Below are 20,679 nucleotides of genomic sequence, written 5' to 3' on the forward strand. Positions count from 1 at the left end.
GGTCTATTTTTTTACAAACCCCTTCATTGCAATAATGAGGGGGTTTGTTTTTGGCTAAAGCCTAATTACAATATGAGAAGTTTTATGTTTTTTTACTCAGTAATACCTAATCAATTTTACTCGAGTTTTTCCACGACTTAGCAACTCCTAAGTATCTAAAGTATCTAAAAAATTCTTCTATATTAAGAAATGTTGTCAAGCATGGCTGCAATATTATACAATGTTAAAATTGATAGCAGTAAAATTATAAATAATTTAATATGGCAATTATGATACCTCCCTCTCTTCCTAAAAAAGCAAGTGAGGGAGAAAAAAGAATATACAATATTCTCAAAAATAAGCTGTCAGATAATTTCTATGTTTGGTATGAACCTAGAATAGATGGCCGTTATCCTGACTTTATTATTTTGTCCCCTGATTTTGGATTACTTGTTATAGAAGTTAAAGGATGGTATCTCAAACACATACTTAAAGCTTCCTATGATAGTTTTGAAATAGAGAATAATCAAAATGATTTAGAGACAATTGAAAAACAGAAATCTCCTTTACGTCAAGGTAAAGATTATCTTGACAAATTATTAAATCTTCTCAAAAAATCTAGAGTATTAACTAACCAATCAGGCAAATACCAAGGAAGTTTATGTTTTCCTATTGGTGTTGGTGCAGTTATGTCTAACTTAACCTATGAACAAGCTGATAAAAATAATTTAACTGATGTACTACCAATTAAAAGTGTAATTTATCGTGATGAATTATTGACATGGGAAAAAGATGATATTCAAGAAAAAACAATTATCCAGCGTTTTCAAGAAATGTTTGGAATTAACTTTGTTTTTTCTCCTTTAACACCTGATCAGATTAGTACCATCAAAGGAATTATATATCCTGAAATTGTTATTAGACAAGAAAAAGCTACATTAAAAAGTGTTAATTCTGAATTTTCAATTTTACCAAGCGATATTATATTAACAACATTAGACAGTAAACAAGAATCTTTGGCTAAAAGTATAGGAGATGGTCATCGTATCTTCTTTGGTGTGTCTGGTTCAGGGAAAACCCTATTGTTAATCTCACGTGCTAAATACTTAATCAACCAAAATCATAATGCAAGAATATTAATACTGTGTTTCAACGTATGTTTAGCAGCCTACATAAAATCAGTTTTTCATCAAGATTCACAAAATAAGCATTATCAAAATATTGAAGTCAGAAATTTTGATGACTGGGCAAAATCTGTATTAGGTAGATTACCCAGTCAAGTCCAAGGAAATCGGGATGAATATACAGGTAAAATAGTTATTGATAAATTATCTGAATATTCACTAGAACAAAAATGGGATGCCATTTTTATTGATGAAGCGCATACTTTTGTTCCTATTTGGTTTCAGTGTTGTGTTAATGCTCTGAAAGATAGTGAAAATGGTGATTTAATGATTGTTGCAGATGGCAACCAAAGCCTTTATAAAAGGTCTAATTTTAAGTGGACAGATGTAGGAATTAAAGCACAAGGCCGCACTATAAGCAAGAAATTTGACTTAGACAAAAACTATCGTAACACTCATCAAATTCTATCATCTGCTTTGAATGTTTTAAACCGTGTCTCTGATTTAGTTGAACCTTTAGAAGATGATGATATAACTTTCCCTCTGGTTAAACCCGATTTAGCATTGAGACAGGGGGATAAACCAAAAATTTATATAAGCAGCACACCTGATGAACAAGAGAAATCTATTATATCAACTATCCATTCTTTAAAATTATTAAATATTGATAATCGTGATATAGCTATTTTATATAGACAAGCAGGTCAGGAATATCTACAAAGATTAAATGGTATTATTCAACAACTAAATCATCAAGGTATATCAACTTATTGGGTTAATCAAAATGATAATTCTAAGAGACAATATAACCGAGAAAGAGAAGGTGTCAGAATTATAACTATGCTTTCATCTCTTGGTTTAGAGTTTAAAGCAGTATTATTAATTTGGTTAGAACAGTTTGATGATTCTATTGGTAAAAAAGACGCTGAAATTTTAGCAAGAAGACAGATTTATGTTGCAATGACTCGCGCTCAGGAATATTTAAGTTTATATATTAATAATCAATCTAAACTAACATCGGAATTAAAGAATAATTTAAATTTTGACATATTCAATTAATAGAAATATTACTGTATCAGGGATTAATCATTATGAATGAAAATGAATTAATGAACACTGCAAATGAACTACTTAAACAACAGCAATGGAAGGAAGCAGGAACACTTTTTCGGCAAGTATGGGAAAATGAAAATAATGCTTATGCTGCAAGTCGTTATCTCAAATGTTTACGTAAAGCTGGTTATGCTTCAGCCTCTATTAAACAAGGAAATAAAGCACTTAATCAATTTCCTGGTAATAAATATATTAAAAATGAATTAGTTTGGGCATATTATGATGATACTATTAAACCCGAAGAATCTAAAGAAAATTTATACCAACTAATAGAATCAGCAAAAATAATTTTAAGTTTACAGCCAGATAGTTTAGCTAAAGAATTAACTGTTTTTGCTGTGATTAAAGCTGCTAAACAAAAAGAAAAGTGGGATATTGTCTTGGAATGGTGTAATGTACTAAAACCAGAAGAATTGAATGATGAACCAACAATTATTGATGGTAGAAGAGGCAGGTCTAGAAAGGAGCAATGGTTTTTCGCTAAGGTAAAAAGTCTGATTGAACTTGAATTATGGAAAGAAGCTCGTGTTTGTGCATTAGCAGCAATTAAAGTTTATCCCAAAGAAATGAATTTTTACCGATTTTCTGCTGGAGCATTAGCTAATCTAGGAGAAGAAGAAAAAGCTATTCTTGAGTTGCAGGATATCCTACTAAAACATCGAGAAGAATGGTATATTTACCAGGATTTATCAGATATATATTTAAGTATTAATCAGCCAGAAACAGCCCTAAAGTTTGCTTGTCAAGCAGCATTATCTCCAGGAGAAGATAAAATAAAAGTTACTTTATATGAAAAAATTTGTCAGCAAAGCTTATTATTAGGAAAGTTAGAAATGTCTGCACAACATTTAGAACTATCTAAAGCAATTCGAGAAAGAGAGGGGTGGAAAGTCAAAGATACCTTACAACAATTACAAACAAAAATTAACCAAGAAATCACTAATCAGCAATTAACATTTACTCAATTTGAGGGAGATATTACTAAATTAAATCAAATATGTCGAAAATACTGGAAGGAAATTTTATATGAGGATATTCCCCGTTATTGCGGTACAATTGAATCATTACCACCTAATCAAGCGCATGGATGGATTATAGATGATACTGGAAATCGTGTCTTCTTCTTACAAAAGGATTTACCTAAATTTTTGCGTAAAGAAAATCAAAGAGTAAGTTTTATTTTACAAGAAAGTTATGATAGAAAAAGAGATAGAAAATCATTTAAAGCCGCAGATTTTCAAATACAAAAACAATAATTTATCGAAGGGAATATGTGAGCAATTTTTGTCAAGATAATGAAAGATGAAACTACTTAGGTGAGATAGATCCCGGACTTATTCAAGAAGTCGGGGATCTAAACGTCTATCTTCACCTAACTTGAAGCACTTGTATAAAACCTTAAAGCAAACCGCCAAAACCAGGTAGAAACAAATAATAACACCACCGCTAAAAATACAGCACCTATTAACCAAGTTAAATTACCTTGACCTAACATTGCTTGGGCGGGAACTGTCGTTAAAAAAGCTACTGGAACTACAAAGGTAAAGAAAACACGGTAAGTAGCTGGATAAGCTACAATCGGGTATCTACCAGCTTCTAATAAACCTCTTAATACCTCAGTGGCATTGTATATTTTCACAAACCAAATGCTAGTAGCTCCCAGCATAAACCAGAGACTGTAAAGAATGACCAAGCCGCAAACCAAAGGAAATATACTCACTAAATAGTCATCTATACCTAAACCCAGGCGTTTACCTGCATAGCCAATGATGATACAGGCAAAGATTAAATCTGGTAATCCCCACGGTGATAGGGTGTGGGTAGAAAGCCAAAATTGACTGCGGATGGGTTTTAATAATACAAAATCTAATGTCCCTTCTTGAACATGACGGACAATGCGGTTTAAGTTGGGAGCGAGGAATGTGGCTGAAAAACCTTGCAGGAGCGTGAAAATTCCTAAAACTATTAAAGCTGCATCCCAAGACCATCCGGGAAAGGTGTAACCTGTGCGATAAAACAAGAATAAGCTGAAAATACTGCCGACAAGATTTCCTAAGCTGCTGAGGGTAGCGATGATGAAGTTGAGACGATATTCCATCTCTGCGGAAATGGCTGCACTCCAAAAAAGTCTGATTACTTTCAAGTATCTTTGCATTCTTTTTGTTTAACTTCTTACCCACTTCATCTAAGATAACTTTATCTCAACTTCATACGGTTTTTTAATTTTACCGATTGCATAAGGTTAAGATGTTGGATGCAACTTCTCGGTTAAGTCTGATTTTATGCACGTTGATTTACGACAATTCGGCATTTAATCAAAGAAAATAGTGTGAATAAAGGTTAAAATCTCTTTCTTAGTAATCAGAAAACTTATCTATGGCTAAACTGTCTAACGAATTACAACGCTATTTTTTTGAAGAAGAAAGACCTGATAAAGTAACTTTGGCGGATATTTTGTTACTAGCTGGGGAAAGAATTTTTGGCTTTTTGCTGGTAATTTTGTCTTTACCTTCAGCTTTACCAGTACCTGCACCTGGTTACTCAACACCTTTTGGTATTCTAATTTTTATTTTGGCTGTACAGTTAATAGCAGGTGCAAAAACCCCTTGGCTACCTCAAAAAATGCTTAATCATCAGATTCAACTTTCTACAGTTCAGGGGTTTCTGAAAGCGGGACTGCCTTGGTTGCGAAGAATTGAAGCGATCGCTCGTCCGCGTTTATCTTATATTTGTACCACATTACCAGGTAGAATCACCATTGGCTGTGCGATCGCTCTGATGGCAATTTCAATGATGATTCCCATCCCTGGAACTAATACTTTACCCGCAATGGGCATTTTCGTGACAGCCTTTGGCTTGTCAGAAGATGATGGTGCTATTAGCTTAGGCGGTTTAGTGTTGTGTTTGATGGGAGGGATTTTAACAACATCAATTTTATTAGCTTTGGTTTGGGGTGGTTCTAGTCTGTTGGATGTGATCAAAACTTGGTTGGGACGGTAGGTGACTGGTGACTGGGAGGATGAATAACCTCATGACTAAAGACTAAAGACTAAAGACTAATGACTAATGACTAATGACTAAAAAACGTTCTAATTATTGGTTACTTGTACCCTATCTCCGCACCCAGTGGGAAACCATCGCTAAGGGATTTGTCGGTATTGTAGGATATGTGCTGGCTACGTTAACGCTGATTAATTTGGCGGGTAAATTGGCGGTTCCCTTTGGACAGGGTAATGTAGTAGCGATCGCTCAATTAACGGGTATCTGTGCTTTAGTATTTCTAGTGCGGGGTTTTTTCCAATCTGTACAAGATTTATACATGGCTAGGGCAGCTTTAAGGGTTGCTTTTCATCTGCGTCAAAAGGTTTATTCACATTTGCAAAAACTCAATCTCAGCTATTTTGAAACTGCAAAAGCTGGTGATTTATCTTATCGTCTCACCGAAGATGTGGACAGAGTTGGAGAAGTTGTCAATAAGCTATTTCATGATTTTGTTCCCTGCGTTTTGCAGTTGGTTGCTATTCCCATTTACATGATTTATTTGAATTGGCAATTAACTTTAGCTACAGTGATTGTAGCACCAATTATGGGAGTTTTAATTGGTTGGTTTGGGGAACGTTTACGTAAATATTCCCTCAAAAGTCAAAATCGTATTTCCGATTTATCAGCTATCTTAACAGAAGTTTTTAGCGGTATTCGTTTGATCCAAGCTTTTGCAGCAGAAAACTACGAAATTGCTAGATTTAGCCATGAAGCTGAACGTAGTTTAAAAGCTAAATATTCAGCAGAAAAATTAAAAGCAATTCAAATTCCCATTGTCGGTTTTTTAGAAGCTTTGAGCGCGTTATCTTTGCTCATGGTAGGAACATGGCAAATTTCTCAAAACAATTTAACTGTAGGAGCTTTTTTCAGTTATTTAGCAGCAGCAGCTTTGTTAATTGATCCTATCGGTCATACTACCAATAACTATAACGAATTTAAGCAAGGTGAGGCTTCAGTTGATAGAGTATTTGAGTTATTAGCTATTCAACCGACGGTATTAGAAAAACCAATTGCCATTACTCTTCCATCTGTAAATGGCAAAGTTGAATATCGTGATGTTACCTTCTCTTATAAACCTGGTGAACTGGTATTAAATAATATTAGTTTATTAGTAATGCCAGGACAAGCGATCGCACTTGTGGGTGCTTCCGGTGCTGGTAAAACTACTTTTGTAAATCTGTTACCGCGATTCTATGATCCTGAATTTGGGGAAATTTTTATAGATGATGTCAATATTCGAGATGTGACATTAAATAGTTTAAGAAAACAAATTGGTATAGTTCCCCAAGAAACAATTATGTTTTCAGGAACTATAGCCCAAAATATTGCTTTTGGACAGGATACTTTTGAGATGAAAGCAGTGGAAGAAGCCGCAAAAATTGCTAATGCTCATCAATTTATTATGCAATTACCCGAAGGTTATCAAACTTGGGTAGGTGAACGAGGTGTGAATTTATCAGGAGGACAAAGACAGAGAATTGCGATCGCCCGTGCTGTACTATTAAACCCGCAAATTTTGATACTTGATGAAGCGACATCGGCATTAGATTCTGAGTCAGAAGCTTTGGTACAGGAGGCTTTAGAAAGATTGATGAAAAATCGTACTGTGTTAATTATTGCTCACAGATTATCGACAGTGAGAAAATGCGATCGGATTTTGGTTTTAGAAAAAGGGCAAATTGTCGAGTCAGGAAATCATGAAGAATTGTTAGCTTTAGAAGGGAGATATGCGCGATTTTATGCTCAACAGTTTAATGTTTAATTAAGTAAATCTGATATTATCCTAGCTGTATTATCCACTAAGAAAAAGCTGCTAAATAGGGCTTGCTGTTCGCGGAGCGTGCCGTCAGGCATATAAACCGAAAACCTATATATATTAAGAGTTGCAGAGTTAAAAAAGTGAATTAGGTGCAAGGAATAAGCATTGAAGCCATTAAAAACCTATCACTTTCTGAAATTTGAGACTATTCTTATCTCCTTCTAATTCTTCCTCCTGACTCCTGACTCCTGACTCCTGACTCCTAGCCTTCACGAAAAGACTTTTTCAGCAAGCCCTAATTACCGGAGATGTCTATTGGGGAGATGGGTCAGTTATCAGTAATTACTGTTTGCTGTCCCAATCCCTCATCCTTAGTAAACTAAAGGTGCTACATTACGCATTTGTCGTAAAGAATTTATACAAGCAGGACAGTCACAGCCAAACAAATCAACCGCCTTATTACTTTCTTCAATATTGAACTCTAGCATAAGAACATCATTAGGAGTCAAAGAATCTTCTGCTTGGGCTTGGTACTGTGGAATTTGAGCCAATACGGAAGCTCTAGCACAGACTAAACCTACTTTATGTTTATTGCGAATGCAAGACAAATTATCTGTACTTTGGGCTGTGCTTTCAGCTGGAAGTTCTACAGCTTGGGCTTTATTTACCATTACACCCATCGTTAAGAAAGAGCTAATCAACACAGGAGAAGAAAACAAGCTTAGTATAAATTTGTTCATTTTTTTATTTGACAAAAGTCCTTGAATACTCAGGATAAACGATTAATTCTTTCAATTCAAGAGCAGATATATCAGGAATATTGACACTCCCCGGTCTAAAGACACGGGGATTCTGAAGAAGTCCAAAAACGGACTCTTAAAGGCGTATTTAAAGCGCCACCATAGACTCCATCAAGATTTAATCCCAACGTTGTCTTTACTTTTCTGAAAATATTTGCTGTGGCATTAGCATCAGTATTAACATATAGTAATCCTATTTGATTTGTAATTATTGCCAGAGTCAGATATCCGATTTCTCTAAGCTTGTTGTTCATACACAATAAATAAACAAAAAAAATGTCCGCACGAGCGGACATATATCAGGGCTTCTGTCACTTTTGTTGGCTACAATCATGTATGAAACATGATGCTTTTATTGTTAATTATAAAAACTAGAATTTCAAGTATTTATTACTATTTAGCCAGACATAATTACTGGAATTATATCTTTTTTTTGTGAGATTTTAGGAAAAATTACAGATATTTAAGCCGACTATTTATATTTGGGGTAAGCATATTCTCATGATTTTCTAGAACGAACATATAAATATAAAATGCTCTTAATAAATAGCTAGATTTATTAGATAACAAACATTTGTCTAACAGCATAACACAACTAACTAAAATTAGTCGTTTATTTGTAGACATAATTCCAATATTTATTTCTTGGAATTTCTCAAATTTTCTGATATTTTTTACTTACAACTTAAATGTGGTCAGGGATAACAGCCGATACAAAAATTCTCACAATTGTTTGTTTTTTATTCCTACTTCATTCTGTAATTGTCGTCACTATTCCTTTGGGAATATAAATTAGAAATTAGAAATTACACATTAAGACAAATTAAGAATAATAACGCCGTGGTGTATAAACCCGGATATCTTTTTCACTGGTTTCTATTTTCCGCGTTTGAGAAGAACCAACAATAATCAAGGTTCGCATATCGGCTTCTATTGGTTCTAATTGTTCAAGGGTAATAACTTTTACTACTTGTCCTGGTCTGCCAAGATTCCACCCTAATATAACAGGAGTATCCGATTTTCTATACTGTAGTAAGATATTTTTTGCCTCTGCTAATTGCCAAGTACGTTGTTTAGAAACAGGATTATAAAATGCGATGACAAAATCACCTTGGGCTGCATTTGTGATGCGTTGGGCGATAATTTCCCAAGGTTTCAAAATGTCAGAAAGCGAAATTACACAAAAGTCATGTCCTAAAGGTGCGCCAATAGCTGCGGCGGTGGCTTGCATGGCGGAAATGCCGGGGGCGACTTGAATATCAATGGTTTGCCATTCTGGTTGATTATATCGGTCTATGACTTCAAAAACTGCGGTGGCCATGGCATAAATACCGGGGTCTCCTGAAGAAACTACTGCTACATATTTACCCTCTGCGGCTAAGTCTAAGGCCATTTTTGCCCGTGTTTCTTCTTCTCTGTTATCAGATTCATGAATTTTTTTACCATCAGCTAAAGCACCAATTAAATTAATATAGGTTTTATAACCAACTAAATCAGTAGCATGACTGAGGATTTCTTTAACTTCAGGAGACATCCATTTTGATGCACCAGGTCCTGTACCAATGATGGCTAATTTTCCCTGTGGTTGTCCGATGGTTTGGGGGTCGATAATTTGGGGATAAATGGTAATTGTAATCTGGGAAAATGGAGAACAAAAGGATTTACTATTTGCATCTGTCCCAGCATAAACAACAGCTTCATGTAAGCTGTATCCTTGTGTTGTCAATTCTGTCAGTTGACTGACTTTAAAAAATCTAATTGGTACTTTGAAGATATGAGCGATATTTTCAAGTATGGGATTAGTCGCTAGATATAGAGGTGCAAGAATAACAGCGACTGCTTTGGGGGAAACCTGCGCGTCTTCTAGTAGTTCGTAAATTTGGGTAAGTGTTTCTGAGTTGGGAGAATTGATGGCGATTGCAATCTTGGCGGGATGATAAACTAAACAATTAGTTTGAGAAATCGCGGCATTTTCTGTAACTTGAATAGTTAACTCGCCATTATCATCAATCGGTAAGTTACTTTCACTCAACCAAGGTGCTATTCCTACTAATTTAACTTTTGCCCCTGCTAATAAGTCAGCAATAAATTTTTTTGCATCTTCTGGGTTAGCTAAATGATATCCAGGAGGAGGAGATAGCAAAGCTGTTTGAAAACGCAAATCTCCTGTAGTCGTAATCGCTGCTTTTACATTTAAAGCTTCTGCAATATGACGTGCTAATTCATTTACTCCATTCAGTCCACCCAAAAGCGGGACAACGGCACTACCATCTTCAGCTACAGCTAATACTGGCGGCTCTTGACTTTTATCTGTAATCAGTGGTGCTAAAGTTCTAATCAAAATTCCAGCCGCACAAATACCAATTATCGGTGTTCCTGCTGCGAATAACTCCCGCAGTGTATCGCCGAAATTTGTGAACCTCACATCCACTTCATCGGTACGACCAACTAAACCGTATAACTTAGCCCCTGGTAAATTATTTGTAATTTGCCTTGCTACTGTGACACTATTTTGACCCAGTATGACAACGGCAGGTGCAACCCTTGTTTTCATTTAATTAATATTTAATTTATATTTACCTAATTATTATTAGATAGTTCTTCCTTATCAAAATCAATCATAGCAGATTTTTTGGTTGAAGTCAATACTCTTAACTTACTATTGCGCTGAATTTTGATCAAAATTTAAGTGGGTAATGGGTAATTTTTGATCATTCTTCGGCCTTCTGCCTCCTTAAAGCTTCTGCTTAGTAGGTATGATAATCATCGAGAAATAAGGTACTGCTTCGGCATCAACTTCATCTAGAGGGATGATGCGTTGTTCCGTAGTGGTTGCCCGTTCAATATATTTTGCCCGTGAAGTGAGTCCTAGTTGATGCAAGACATCACGCACTTTAGCAAAATGACGACCGAGTTTCATAATTGCAGCTGCATCTGTAGCTAAAAGTTGGGCAATTAGCATTTCTGTGGGCAGCGTGGCGGGTAGAACTGTGAGAATGTCGTTGTAATAGGTGAAGGGTACACCCAAGGAGACTGGACAGGCCATCAAAGAAGAAATACCAGGGACGACTTCCGTTTGATAGTGTGCAGATAAACGGGTGAAGATATACATAAAAGAACCGTAAAAAAACGGATCACCTTCACAGAGTACAACGACATCCCGACCAGCAGCTAGATGTTCGGCGATGGGTTCAACTTCTTGGTCATAGATGGATTTGGCTTTTTCTGGTTCTAAAGCACGGGGAAGATGGTATAAAACCTCAATTTGATTACCGGGTAAATATGGCGACACAATTTTTCTAGCGATACTTTCCCGGTCTACGGCTGATTGATAGGCAATAACAGAGGCCGAACGTAATAAGCGTAATGCTTTTAATGTCAAAAGTTCTGGATCTCCAGGTCCGACACCAATTCCATACAGACGGCCTTTTGGGTTCATATTTCTTCCTCTGTGGCTAAGGCATTAACAGCAGCAGAAGCGATCGCACTGCCGCCCCGTCGTCCATGTAAAGTTATAAATGGGACATTGCGGCTATCTGCGGCTAAAGCGATTTTTGATTCGGCTGCACCGACAAACCCCACGGGAAAGCCTAAAATTAATGCCGGACGTGGTACTCCTTCATCTAGCATTTCCAGTAATCTAAATAAGGCTGTGGGTGCATTACCAATGGCGACTACTGCCCCTTCCAGATGAAAACGCCATAGTTCTAAAGCTGCGGCTGAACGGGTATTTCCCAACCTTTTGGCTATGGTAGGAACTTCGGGATCATTCAAGGTGCAGATAACTGCGTTCTTGACAGATAATCTTTTTCTGGTGACACCTTCGGCAACCATACGACAATCACACAAAATGGGTGCGCCAGCTGCCAAGGCTTTTCTCCCTGACTCTACTGCATTTCGTGAATAGGCTAAATCAGTGGCAATATCCGGCATTCCACAGGCATGAATCAGACGGACGGCAACTTGCGCTACATCTTCGGGCAGAATGTCTAAGTTAGCTTCTGAGCGAATAATGGCGAAGGATTTTTTGTATATTTCGTTGGCATCACGTATATAATTAAACATAGTTCTGAGATTTGGGATTTGAGACTTAAATTGATTGAACAGTGAACAATTGTTTGAGTTCAGATATATCATAACGATTGGCAAATTCTCTAAATGATTCTTGAGAATTAACCCGGTTACTTTTATACATTTTCAACATTTGTTCCATCAGTTGGGGTAATTTCGCCACACTTACATAATCGCAAATTTGACGACCAAATTGCTGTACAGTGTCGTCAGCAAGATAGACTTGATATCCTATCATTGTTTCATTTTCTGCCTCAAGATTCACACCAAGTAATGTAATATCACCTTGATGATGTTGAGCGCAAGATTTAATACATCCACTAAAGTGAATATTAATGGGAGAATCTAAGGTAAGTTGAGTTTCTAAATATTCTCCTAATGTTAAAGCGTGACTTTTTGTATCTGTCGCAGCAGCAACACAACCCTGTTTACCAGAACAAGATACTAACCCGCTTTTAATGTTTATAGCTGAATAACTAAGTCCTAAATGGGTAATTTGTGTTTCCACTTCCCAAATGTGCTGTTGGGGAATATCAGTGATTAATAAATTCTGCCAAGGTGTCAGTCTTAGATTACCATTACCATATTTTGTGGCTAAATCGGCTAAACCCCGAATTTGCCAACTTTGTAACCGTCCTAAAGGTAAAACAACTCCGATATAGAATAATCCTAATTGTTTTTGGCGGTGAATACCCAGATGGTATAGATTTTGTTGTTCATAATTCTGTATTTCTGAATTTTTGCGTCCATTGATGAGATTTTGATGCTTTAGTTGGGAATTTAATAAATTTTTATATGCAGTTAAATATTCTTGAGCTTGTTGCAGATAATTTTCCCAACCTAAATTATGAATAACTTCTCGTAAACGTGGTTTACGTCGGCTACTAGAATCTGTATGTTGTAAATACACTGCCGCTAAAGCTGCTAAAACTGGAATACATTCTTCTGGATGTAACAAAATTCCTGTATTTGTAGCTAATTTTCCTTTTTCACTAGCACAAATATTCAAAATGAAGTAAACTGAATTTAGTCCCCATTTCCCCGTAGGAAAGAACTTAGGTTCTTTCCTACCCCCCTCATCTCCTAGAACAGCAACAAAAGTGATGTCGTTGGGGCAGTTTTTGACAGAAAGTTTACCACCACCATCAAAACAAACACTGAATTTGGCTGAAAGTCCCCCCAAATGTGAATTAGCGGTTATATATTCATCCCAAGCTTTCACTAAGGGACGAGTATCAATTAATTCTTGATTGTCTATACCCGCCGTGGGACTGGTCATAATATTGCGAAGATGGTCTACAGCGGGATTAATAGAACCTAATCCTAAATTTTGCAAACGCTGGAGAACTTCAATATTTATTTCTTGTTTAATCTCTCTAATTTGTAAATTAGCCCGATTTGTCACATCCACATATCCTCCGCCATAATTATCTGCTATGTTAGCAATAGTGCGGAATTGGTCACTACTCAAAATGCCCCCAGGAATTCTTAAGCGAGATAAGATGCCATCTTTAGCCGTTGTAGTGTAAAATAAACCTGGACAGGTAGTAAATGCGCTTAACAAAACTAGAACCCCTTCCCTGTGCGACGCAGAGATAGAACTGATATAGATTTCCCTAGAGTTGGCATTCTGACTCGTTCAATTTCGGATTTTAGATTTTGGATTTTTGGTTTTCTGATTACCTGTATTGATTACAAGCTTTATCTCAGTATTAACCATCTAAAATCAGCAATCTAAACCCTCAAATTGCTTTACAGCTGCGGCACAGTCCCGGAATTTAACCAGAGTTTCCCAAGTCTAAGAAATAGTAGTGTACCACAAGAGAAGATTTATTGGTGAAAATATTTGCAAAATTCTCTAGATTACCAACTTATTTGTTGTCAAAACCTTGCGGTATCTAAGGAATTCATCACTGATGCAGGATTAAATTCTGAAGACTTTTGACTAGGGAAGTCATTCTTTTGGTTGATATCTAAGTTAAAAATCCCTCTTCTTTAGTCAGAGGAAAATAATTATCTGTTTATTTAAAATGAGAGAAATGAGGTTAGTCAAGTGTAAAGTAAAACCAAAGCAAAGAAGTATTATAACTGATGAGGCATTGGTAATAGGTAAATAATGTAGAAATGTGGGAATGTGAAATTGTTATATTCCCTATTTGATTGGAATAATAAAAACATGAAAATACCACCAGAAATCACTTATCGTAATCTAGAAAAATCAGAGGCAATTGATAATTTAGTCCATGAAAAAATTGCCAAGCTTGAGCATATTTGTAATTACATTAATAGTTGTCATATTGTGATTGAAAAAATCCATGATAGACCCCGTAGTGGTTCTCCTTATCGAGTAAGAATTGATCTGACTATTCCCCCTGGACATGAATTAGTAGCACAAAGAAATCCCGGTGAAGGTATTCAATATCAACCTTTAGATGCAGTAATTAGAGAAACCTTTGATGCTATGCGTCAGCAGTTAACTAAAATTACTCAACTACAACGTGCAAGTGAACAAGCTAACAGATATGCAGAAGTAAAAGAAACTACAGCTTTTGTGACTAAATTATTTCGAGAAGATGGCTATGGATTTCTAAAAAGTTTAGATGGACGGGAAATATATTTCCATCATAATAGCGTTTTACATCATGATTTTGAACGATTAGAAATTGGTACGGGTGTGCATTTTTCCTTAGAAGAAGGTGAAGAAGGACCCCAAGCAAGTACAGTAAAAATAGTTGATAAACCCGGTGTTCGTGCTGGTAAATCATCAGAAACCATAATTGAACCGCCCTTAGATTGGCAGGAATAATTGTATGAATATACAAGCTGATGAAGTGAAAACAATTGCATCTCAATTGCTGGCTGCAATGCTATCTAATCCTCATATTTATCCCCAAGTTAGTGATGAAGGATGTTGTGGAAATATGGAGCAGCAATTAATTATTATATCTGTAGAAATGGCAGAAAGCTTAATGGAACATATTGAAAAAACTCATTCCCAAAGTGAACGAAAATTAGTATCTCAGCAATAAATAATGTAGAGCCGTAAGAATTCATCTGAGGAGATAAAATCCTCGATTTCTTTTGTTTATTGTGTCCCTAAGTGATAAATTGATCTGGTAAAGTCGGGGATCTGGGTATGAACGATTGCTATAGCTGAATACTTACATAGATCCCTAATTTATGTACTACAATAAATCAGGGATCTGTTAAATATTTTAACGGTGTGAGAGTTCTAATAAAGTAATTGTTTGTGGTCTAAAGCTTGATGGACTTTCCCAATAATTGGCTTTATTAATATTCAATTTTAGCAAAGCAATGTTTGGCTCATCTATTCCTGCATGAAACCAAGTTTGTAATTCTGGTTTCCATTTTTCTTCTAATTTATTTCTATCTCTCACAAGTTCTGCTGTACCGGAAATAGAAACATATCGCTGTTGTTCAGGTGAAGTAAAACTCACATTTACTTGTTGATGGTGTTCAATTTCTAATACCTTATGGGAATTAGCAAAGGTAAAGAACCAAAGTTTACCCTCTGCGTCAATGTCGCTAAAAATAGACATAGGACGACTGTGCAAACTACCATCATCATCGACTGTGGTTAACATCGCTGAGTCAATATTTTGAATCAGTGTACGCAATGTTTGAATTTGTTGATTTTGGTTTGGTGAATTTGTCATGGAACTATTTTTATTAAGTAAAGGTTATTGAATATCCTTTTTAGTAATAAAGTTTTTAGGTTTATATTGCATGAATCTAGAGGTGTAATTCTCATGTCATTAACTCAGCTAGTTGGTGTATCACTAAAGTAATAGTATAAGATAAAAAAGGTTTTTATTTTGCTGTTTGCTCACAAATACTTCTGTTACTTTAGGATGATGGAAATAGGTTTAATTTTAATTAAACTTTGATATTGATTGGCTAGATAACGTGATATTAATGGAGATTTAAAAATGACATCAACATTAGATACAATGGTTGAAGGTTTGACAGCAATAGTTTTCTCACCTTTGATTTTACCTATTGCATCAGCAGTCAAACAACCTGTAGTTCAAAATACTATCAAGGATGGTATTCTTTTATCGAAAAGGGTTAAGGATGCAGTTGCAGAAATGGGTGAAACTTTGGAAAAAGCAACCGCAGATGCGAGAAAGGAAAAACCAGCCAGTTTAAAATCTAGAACTTATCCAAACTATGTCACAAATGGTAAGTCAGAAGCAGCAAAAGATTTTATAAATATCATATCTGATCTCAATACAGATGTGGGAAGAATGACAAATGGTGTTGCTGATTTACGAGTGATATTACCTGTAGGAATAGGTTTACTTTCGATCCAACAATTGCTCAAAAAAGGACTACAGCTAGAAGAAATACCTTGGTATATATTGGCTTGGTATGCTTTCGATATTTTTACGAGACTGAATGTTGAGGATGAAACTCAATTAACGAATTTATCAATTAATACGGTTTCCATGGAATTTCAGGAGCAACAAAGTAGTGATTCAAATAATACACAGCAGTGTCAAAGGGAGAGCTAGATATAAAATTAAGGAACTTTATCATTCGCAGTGTTTAAAAACATATTTAGAGCGATCACTTGTCAACTACTCAGAAATTATTTCTGTTTCTGCTAATGTCTTAACTAGCAATATCTTGGTGTTTTTTAAACAGGATATTAGCTATAAAAAAATTGCATTTTTTATTGAAAAAGCTTTATCAGATTATCAAGATAAGGCTGGATTTATTGATGTAAAAACATTAGCAAAGGTTACTCAAAAAGATAAATTAACTGTATCCAATCACGAGCAAAAAACCGAAAACTGGCATTTAATGACAGCGGATAATGTTCTACAATCATTAAATACTTCAAACATTTCAGGATTATCCAGTATAACTGCTAATAAACACCTGAATAAATATGGTAAAAATCTGTTATCAACAACAGTAACACGCTCAGAAATAAGTATATTAACTGAGCAATTTAAATCCTTACCAGTTGCTTTATTAGGTGTTGCTGCCGGAATTTCTATTTTCACCGGGGGAATTATTGATGCTGTAGTAATTTTGGGTGTAGTTGGTTTAAATGCTGCCATTGGTTATCTTACAGAAAGCCAGTCAGAACGCATTATTAATTCCCTAAAAAATCGCTCAGAAAAATCAACTTGGGTAATTAGAGATAATAAATTACAAGAAATACCTACAGAAAATGTAGTATTAGGAGATATTTTAGTTCTTAAACCTGGTAGCTATATTGCCGCAGATGCCAGAATTATTGAAGCTGAAAATTTAAGTATTGATGAATCTGCTTTAACTGGGGAAAGTGTTCCCGTCACTAAAAATACCATATCATTAAATAGTGAAGATGTGCCTTTAGCTGATCGCTTGAATATGATTTATAAAGGTACATTAGTAATTAATGGACAGGGAATAGCAGCGGTAATTGCTACAGGACAATTTACCGAAATGGGTAAGATTCAGCAATTAGTAAGTGAAGCAACAACAACCCAAACTCCCCTGGCTAAACAATTAGATCAAGTGGGTAGCCAACTTGTTTTAATTAGTATGGGATTATGTGGTTTAGTATTTGGAATGGGGGTTTTACGAGGATATAATTTATTAGCAATGCTGCAATCTTCTATATCTTTAGCAGTCGCAGCAGTTCCCGAAGGTTTACCAACAATTGCCACCACAACCCTAGCTTTAGGCATTCGTGATATGCGAAAAAATCACGTTCTTGTCCGCAGTTTAAATGCAGTTGAAGCTTTGGGTTCTGTACAGACTATTTGCTTAGATAAAACCGGAACTCTCACAGAAAATAAAATGTCTGTAGTGGAAATTGTCACCGACAGTAAACACATTCAAGTAACTGATGGTGAATTTATTGCAGGTGAAGAAACTATTAATCCCTACACTTGTCATGAACTATTAAAATTGATTCATATTGCAGTTCTTTGTAATGAAAGTGAAGTTAGTCAAAACAATAATGGTGAATATCGGGTTACAGGTTCAGCTACAGAAAATGCTTTGATTCACACAGCGATTAGTGCGGGTGTAGATGTAATAAAATTGAAGGAAAAATATCCTTTGCTGCAAACTAATTTGCGTTCAGAAAATCGCAACATGATGAGTACGATTCATGATACTAATAATTGTCAGCAAATGGTGGCAGTTAAAGGAAACCCTGCGGAAGTTTTACAAGTTTGTCATCGGTGGCTGAAAAATGGTGAAATTATACCTTTGACAGCAGAAGATCGGCAAAAAATGGAAATAGAAAATGATCGTTTGGCAGGAAAAGCATTAAGAGTTTTAGGGATAGCTTATGGTTATAGAGAGGAATCTGAAAATAACAATAATCATGAATCAGATTTAATTTGGTTGGGTTTGGTGGGGATGGCAGATCCAATTAGAAAAGGTGCAAAAGAATTAATTGCAAACTTCCATCAAGCAGGAATTGATACGGTGATGATTACTGGTGATCAAACTCCTACAGCTTATGCGATCGCCAAAGAGTTAGAATTAAATCGACATCCTCAATTAGAAATTCTTGACTCTAATAACCTCAATAATCTCACACCCGAAGCATTAGCAGCACTCAGCGACAAAGTTGACGTTTTTGCCCGCATTAGTCCTAGTAATAAATTGCAAATTGTTCAAGCATTGCAGGCATCAGGTAAAGTGGTTTCTATGACCGGTGATGGCATTAATGACGCACCCGCACTAAAAGCCGCCCAAGTCGGTGTAGCAATGGGTAAAGAAGGTACAGATGTTGCCCGTGAAGTTGCTGATATTGTGTTAGAAGATGACAGATTAGAAACAATGATGATTGCTGTTAGTCGGGGCAGAACAATTTACAACAACATCAGAAAATCTGTACATTTTCTTTTAGCTACAAATCTCAGTGAAATTATGGTGATGACAACTGCTACCGCAGTCGGTATTGGTGAACCTTTAAACGCAATTCAACTGCTATGGTTGAACTTAGTAACTGATATTTTCCCTGGACTTTCTTTAGCTATGGAAGCACCAGAAGCAGACGTATTAAATCAACCACCTCGTAACCCTAATGAAGCAATTATTAAAAATACCGATTTTGGCAGAATTGTATTTGAATCTGCTGCCATATCTATTAGTACCTTAGCTGCCTATGGTTACGGTATTTCTAAATATGGAATTAGTCCTAAAGCTAGTACCTTAGCTTTTATGACTCTTACTTCTGGACAATTACTACATACTATTAGCAGTCGTTCTGAAAAACACAGCATTTTTAGTAAGGAAAAACTACCATCTAATCCTTATTTAAATACTGCTATCGTTGGTTCTTTTGGTATTCAACTTTTGGCTTTAGCTGTGCCACAGTTACGGAGTTTGTTGAAAATTGCACCGTTAAATATAGGAGATACTGCTGTAATTGCTGGTGGTGCTGTGTTGCCTTTGTTGGTTAATGAAGGGAGTAAAAAAATAAATTAAATCATGATAGTAACGAACCGCAGAGGCGCAGAGAGCGCAGAGAAAAGAGAGGATTTTTTTTATGAAGAAGGATTTTATGTTTACGTCGGAATCTGTTACGGAAGGGCATCCTGATAAGCTTTGTGATCAAATTAGTGATGCTATTGTAGATAGGTTTTTACAACAAGATCCTTATGGGAGAATAATTACAGAATGTGCAGTTTCTACAGGTATTGTTTTTATTGCTGCTCGATTTGAACCTAGTGCTAATGTAGATTTTACTAATATAGCACGACAGGTAATTGAACAGGTTGGTTATCAACAAAAGGAATTTAATGGTAAAAATTGCAGTATTTTAACTAGCTTAATAGAATTGCCTCCTGATGAACATCATTTATTTGATGAGAAAAATTTATCTGATGCGGAAATAGAAAAAATCACTGTTACTAATCAAGCTACGGTTTTTGGTTTTGCTTGCAATCAAACTTATAATTTTATGCCTTTACCAATTTGGTTAGCACATAAATTAGCTAGACAAATTAGTGAGGTTAGAAAGCAGAAAATCCTCCCCTATCTCACCCCAGATGGTAAAACTCAGGTAGGTGTTGAATATAAAAACCGTAGACCTTTTAGAATTCACAGCATTGCAGTTATTGCTAGTCAAAATCAATCTGAAAAACCTGATTTACAACAATTACGTGATGATATTCGTGAAACTGTGATTTCTCCTGTGTTTGAGAATGAAAAAATTAAACCTGATGCCAAAACTAAAATATTTATCAATCCTGATGGCAGATTTATTACTGGTGGACCAACTACTCATGCAGGTTTAACAGGTAGAAAAAATGCTATTGATACCTATGGTGAATATTCTAAACATAGCGGTTCGGCGTTAAGTGGTAAAGACCCGATTAGAATAGATAGAGTTGGTGCTTATGTTGCCAGATATGCTGCTAAAAATGTTGTTGCTGCTAAATTAGCTGATGAATGCGAAGTGCAATTAAGTTATTCTATTGGACTTTCTCGTCCTGTGAGTGTGCAGGTAGAAACTTTTGGAACTGGAAAGATTTCTGATGAGGAAATAACGGCAATTTTAGAGAAACATTTTGATTTTCGGTTAGCAGGAATTATTAAACAATTTAATTTGAGGTTTTTACCTTCTTTAACTAAAGGTGGTTTTTATCGTCAGCTTGCTGCTTATGGTCATGTGGGTAGAAGTGATATAGAATTGCCTTGGGAAAAGGTGGATAAGGTTGGGGTGTTTTAGACTAAATCTATCTTTTGTTAAGGTTGTTATGAAATATTTAAGTTAGGGAATAAAAAAATAATTCATCCTAATATATTTAGG

At 35.7% G+C, this 20,679-nt stretch carries 17 protein-coding genes; 9 read left to right on the plus strand and 8 right to left on the minus strand.

Features of this window, described 5'->3' with window-relative positions; translation table 11 throughout:
• The first annotated feature begins 260 nt into the window (after positions 1-260).
• Both VB694_RS06425 and VB694_RS06430 read left to right on the plus strand, forming a co-directional pair.
• Positions 261-2,162 carry a nuclease-related domain-containing DEAD/DEAH box helicase gene (locus VB694_RS06425; protein ID WP_323359484.1) on the plus strand — a complete coding sequence of 634 codons (1,902 nt, stop codon included), beginning with the start codon at positions 261-263 and terminating at the stop codon, positions 2,160-2,162.
• 32 nt (positions 2,163-2,194) lie between these two features.
• Complete coding sequence (locus VB694_RS06430; protein ID WP_323359485.1) at positions 2,195-3,472, plus strand: tetratricopeptide repeat protein; 1,278 nt, start codon at positions 2,195-2,197, stop codon at positions 3,470-3,472.
• Positions 3,473-3,588: 116 nt separating this feature from the next.
• On the opposite strand, the gene VB694_RS06435 is transcribed toward VB694_RS06430, so the two are convergent.
• Positions 3,589-4,371 carry an ABC transporter permease gene (locus VB694_RS06435; protein WP_323359486.1) on the minus strand — a complete coding sequence of 261 codons (783 nt, stop codon included), beginning with the start codon at positions 4,369-4,371 and terminating at the stop codon, positions 3,589-3,591.
• 221 nt (positions 4,372-4,592) lie between these two features.
• Here VB694_RS06435 and VB694_RS06440 point away from each other — a divergent pair, with 221 nt between their 5' ends.
• Positions 4,593-5,216, plus strand: a complete 624-nt coding sequence (locus VB694_RS06440; RefSeq protein ID WP_323359487.1) for an exopolysaccharide biosynthesis protein — start codon at positions 4,593-4,595, stop codon at positions 5,214-5,216.
• A gap of 73 nt (positions 5,217-5,289) precedes the next feature.
• Complete coding sequence (locus VB694_RS06445; protein ID WP_323359488.1) at positions 5,290-7,020, plus strand: ABC transporter ATP-binding protein; 1,731 nt, start codon at positions 5,290-5,292, stop codon at positions 7,018-7,020.
• Between the two features lie 368 nt (positions 7,021-7,388).
• Here the strand turns inward: VB694_RS06445 and VB694_RS06450 are convergent, their stop codons facing one another.
• From VB694_RS06450 to cobG, 6 genes are all read right to left on the minus strand, one after another.
• A complete protein-coding gene (locus VB694_RS06450; protein WP_323359489.1) occupies positions 7,389-7,757 on the minus strand; it encodes a hypothetical protein in 369 nt (122 codons plus the stop codon).
• Between the two features lie 95 nt (positions 7,758-7,852).
• Positions 7,853-8,071 carry a hypothetical protein gene (locus VB694_RS06455; protein ID WP_323359490.1) on the minus strand — a complete coding sequence of 73 codons (219 nt, stop codon included), beginning with the start codon at positions 8,069-8,071 and terminating at the stop codon, positions 7,853-7,855.
• 569 nt (positions 8,072-8,640) lie between these two features.
• Positions 8,641-10,371, minus strand: a complete 1,731-nt coding sequence (gene cobJ, locus VB694_RS06460) for a precorrin-3B C(17)-methyltransferase (RefSeq protein WP_323359491.1) — start codon at positions 10,369-10,371, stop codon at positions 8,641-8,643.
• A 180-nt stretch (positions 10,372-10,551) separates the two neighbouring features.
• Positions 10,552-11,256, minus strand: coding sequence for a precorrin-2 C(20)-methyltransferase (locus tag VB694_RS06465; protein WP_323359492.1), 705 nt, complete (start codon positions 11,254-11,256; stop codon positions 10,552-10,554).
• The gene (locus tag VB694_RS06470; RefSeq protein ID WP_323359493.1) at positions 11,253-11,882 is read right to left on the minus strand and encodes a precorrin-8X methylmutase; all 630 of its coding nucleotides are present in this window, start codon (positions 11,880-11,882) and stop codon (positions 11,253-11,255) included. The genes VB694_RS06465 and VB694_RS06470 overlap by 4 nt, the downstream gene beginning before the upstream one ends.
• A gap of 25 nt (positions 11,883-11,907) precedes the next feature.
• A complete protein-coding gene (gene cobG, locus VB694_RS06475; RefSeq protein ID WP_323359494.1) occupies positions 11,908-13,452 on the minus strand; it encodes a precorrin-3B synthase in 1,545 nt (514 codons plus the stop codon).
• 612 nt (positions 13,453-14,064) lie between these two features.
• On the opposite strand from cobG, the gene VB694_RS06480 reads away from it, so the two are divergent.
• Both VB694_RS06480 and VB694_RS06485 read left to right on the plus strand, forming a co-directional pair.
• Positions 14,065-14,694, plus strand: coding sequence for an HPF/RaiA family ribosome-associated protein (locus VB694_RS06480; RefSeq protein WP_323359495.1), 630 nt, complete (start codon positions 14,065-14,067; stop codon positions 14,692-14,694).
• 4 nt (positions 14,695-14,698) lie between these two features.
• The gene (locus tag VB694_RS06485) at positions 14,699-14,917 is read left to right on the plus strand and encodes a hypothetical protein (protein WP_323359496.1); all 219 of its coding nucleotides are present in this window, start codon (positions 14,699-14,701) and stop codon (positions 14,915-14,917) included.
• A gap of 186 nt (positions 14,918-15,103) precedes the next feature.
• On the opposite strand, the gene VB694_RS06490 is transcribed toward VB694_RS06485, so the two are convergent.
• On the minus strand, positions 15,104-15,565 hold the full coding sequence (locus VB694_RS06490) for a pyridoxamine 5'-phosphate oxidase family protein (RefSeq protein ID WP_323359497.1): 462 nt from the start codon (positions 15,563-15,565) through the stop codon (positions 15,104-15,106).
• A gap of 273 nt (positions 15,566-15,838) precedes the next feature.
• Here VB694_RS06490 and VB694_RS06495 point away from each other — a divergent pair, with 273 nt between their 5' ends.
• The 3 genes from VB694_RS06495 (at position 15,839) to metK (ending at position 20,598) form a co-directional block, all read left to right on the plus strand.
• The gene (locus tag VB694_RS06495) at positions 15,839-16,423 is read left to right on the plus strand and encodes a DUF5132 domain-containing protein (RefSeq protein ID WP_323359498.1); all 585 of its coding nucleotides are present in this window, start codon (positions 15,839-15,841) and stop codon (positions 16,421-16,423) included.
• Positions 16,383-19,352, plus strand: coding sequence for an HAD-IC family P-type ATPase (locus VB694_RS06500; RefSeq protein ID WP_323359499.1), 2,970 nt, complete (start codon positions 16,383-16,385; stop codon positions 19,350-19,352). The genes VB694_RS06495 and VB694_RS06500 overlap by 41 nt, the downstream gene beginning before the upstream one ends.
• A 61-nt stretch (positions 19,353-19,413) precedes the next feature.
• A complete protein-coding gene (gene metK, locus VB694_RS06505; protein ID WP_323359500.1) occupies positions 19,414-20,598 on the plus strand; it encodes a methionine adenosyltransferase in 1,185 nt (394 codons plus the stop codon).
• The last annotated feature ends 81 nt before the right edge of the window (positions 20,599-20,679 follow it).

It is taken from the genome of Anabaena sp. UHCC 0451 (assembly GCF_034931405.1).
Classification (GTDB): Bacteria; Cyanobacteriota; Cyanobacteriia; order Cyanobacteriales; family Nostocaceae; genus RDYJ01.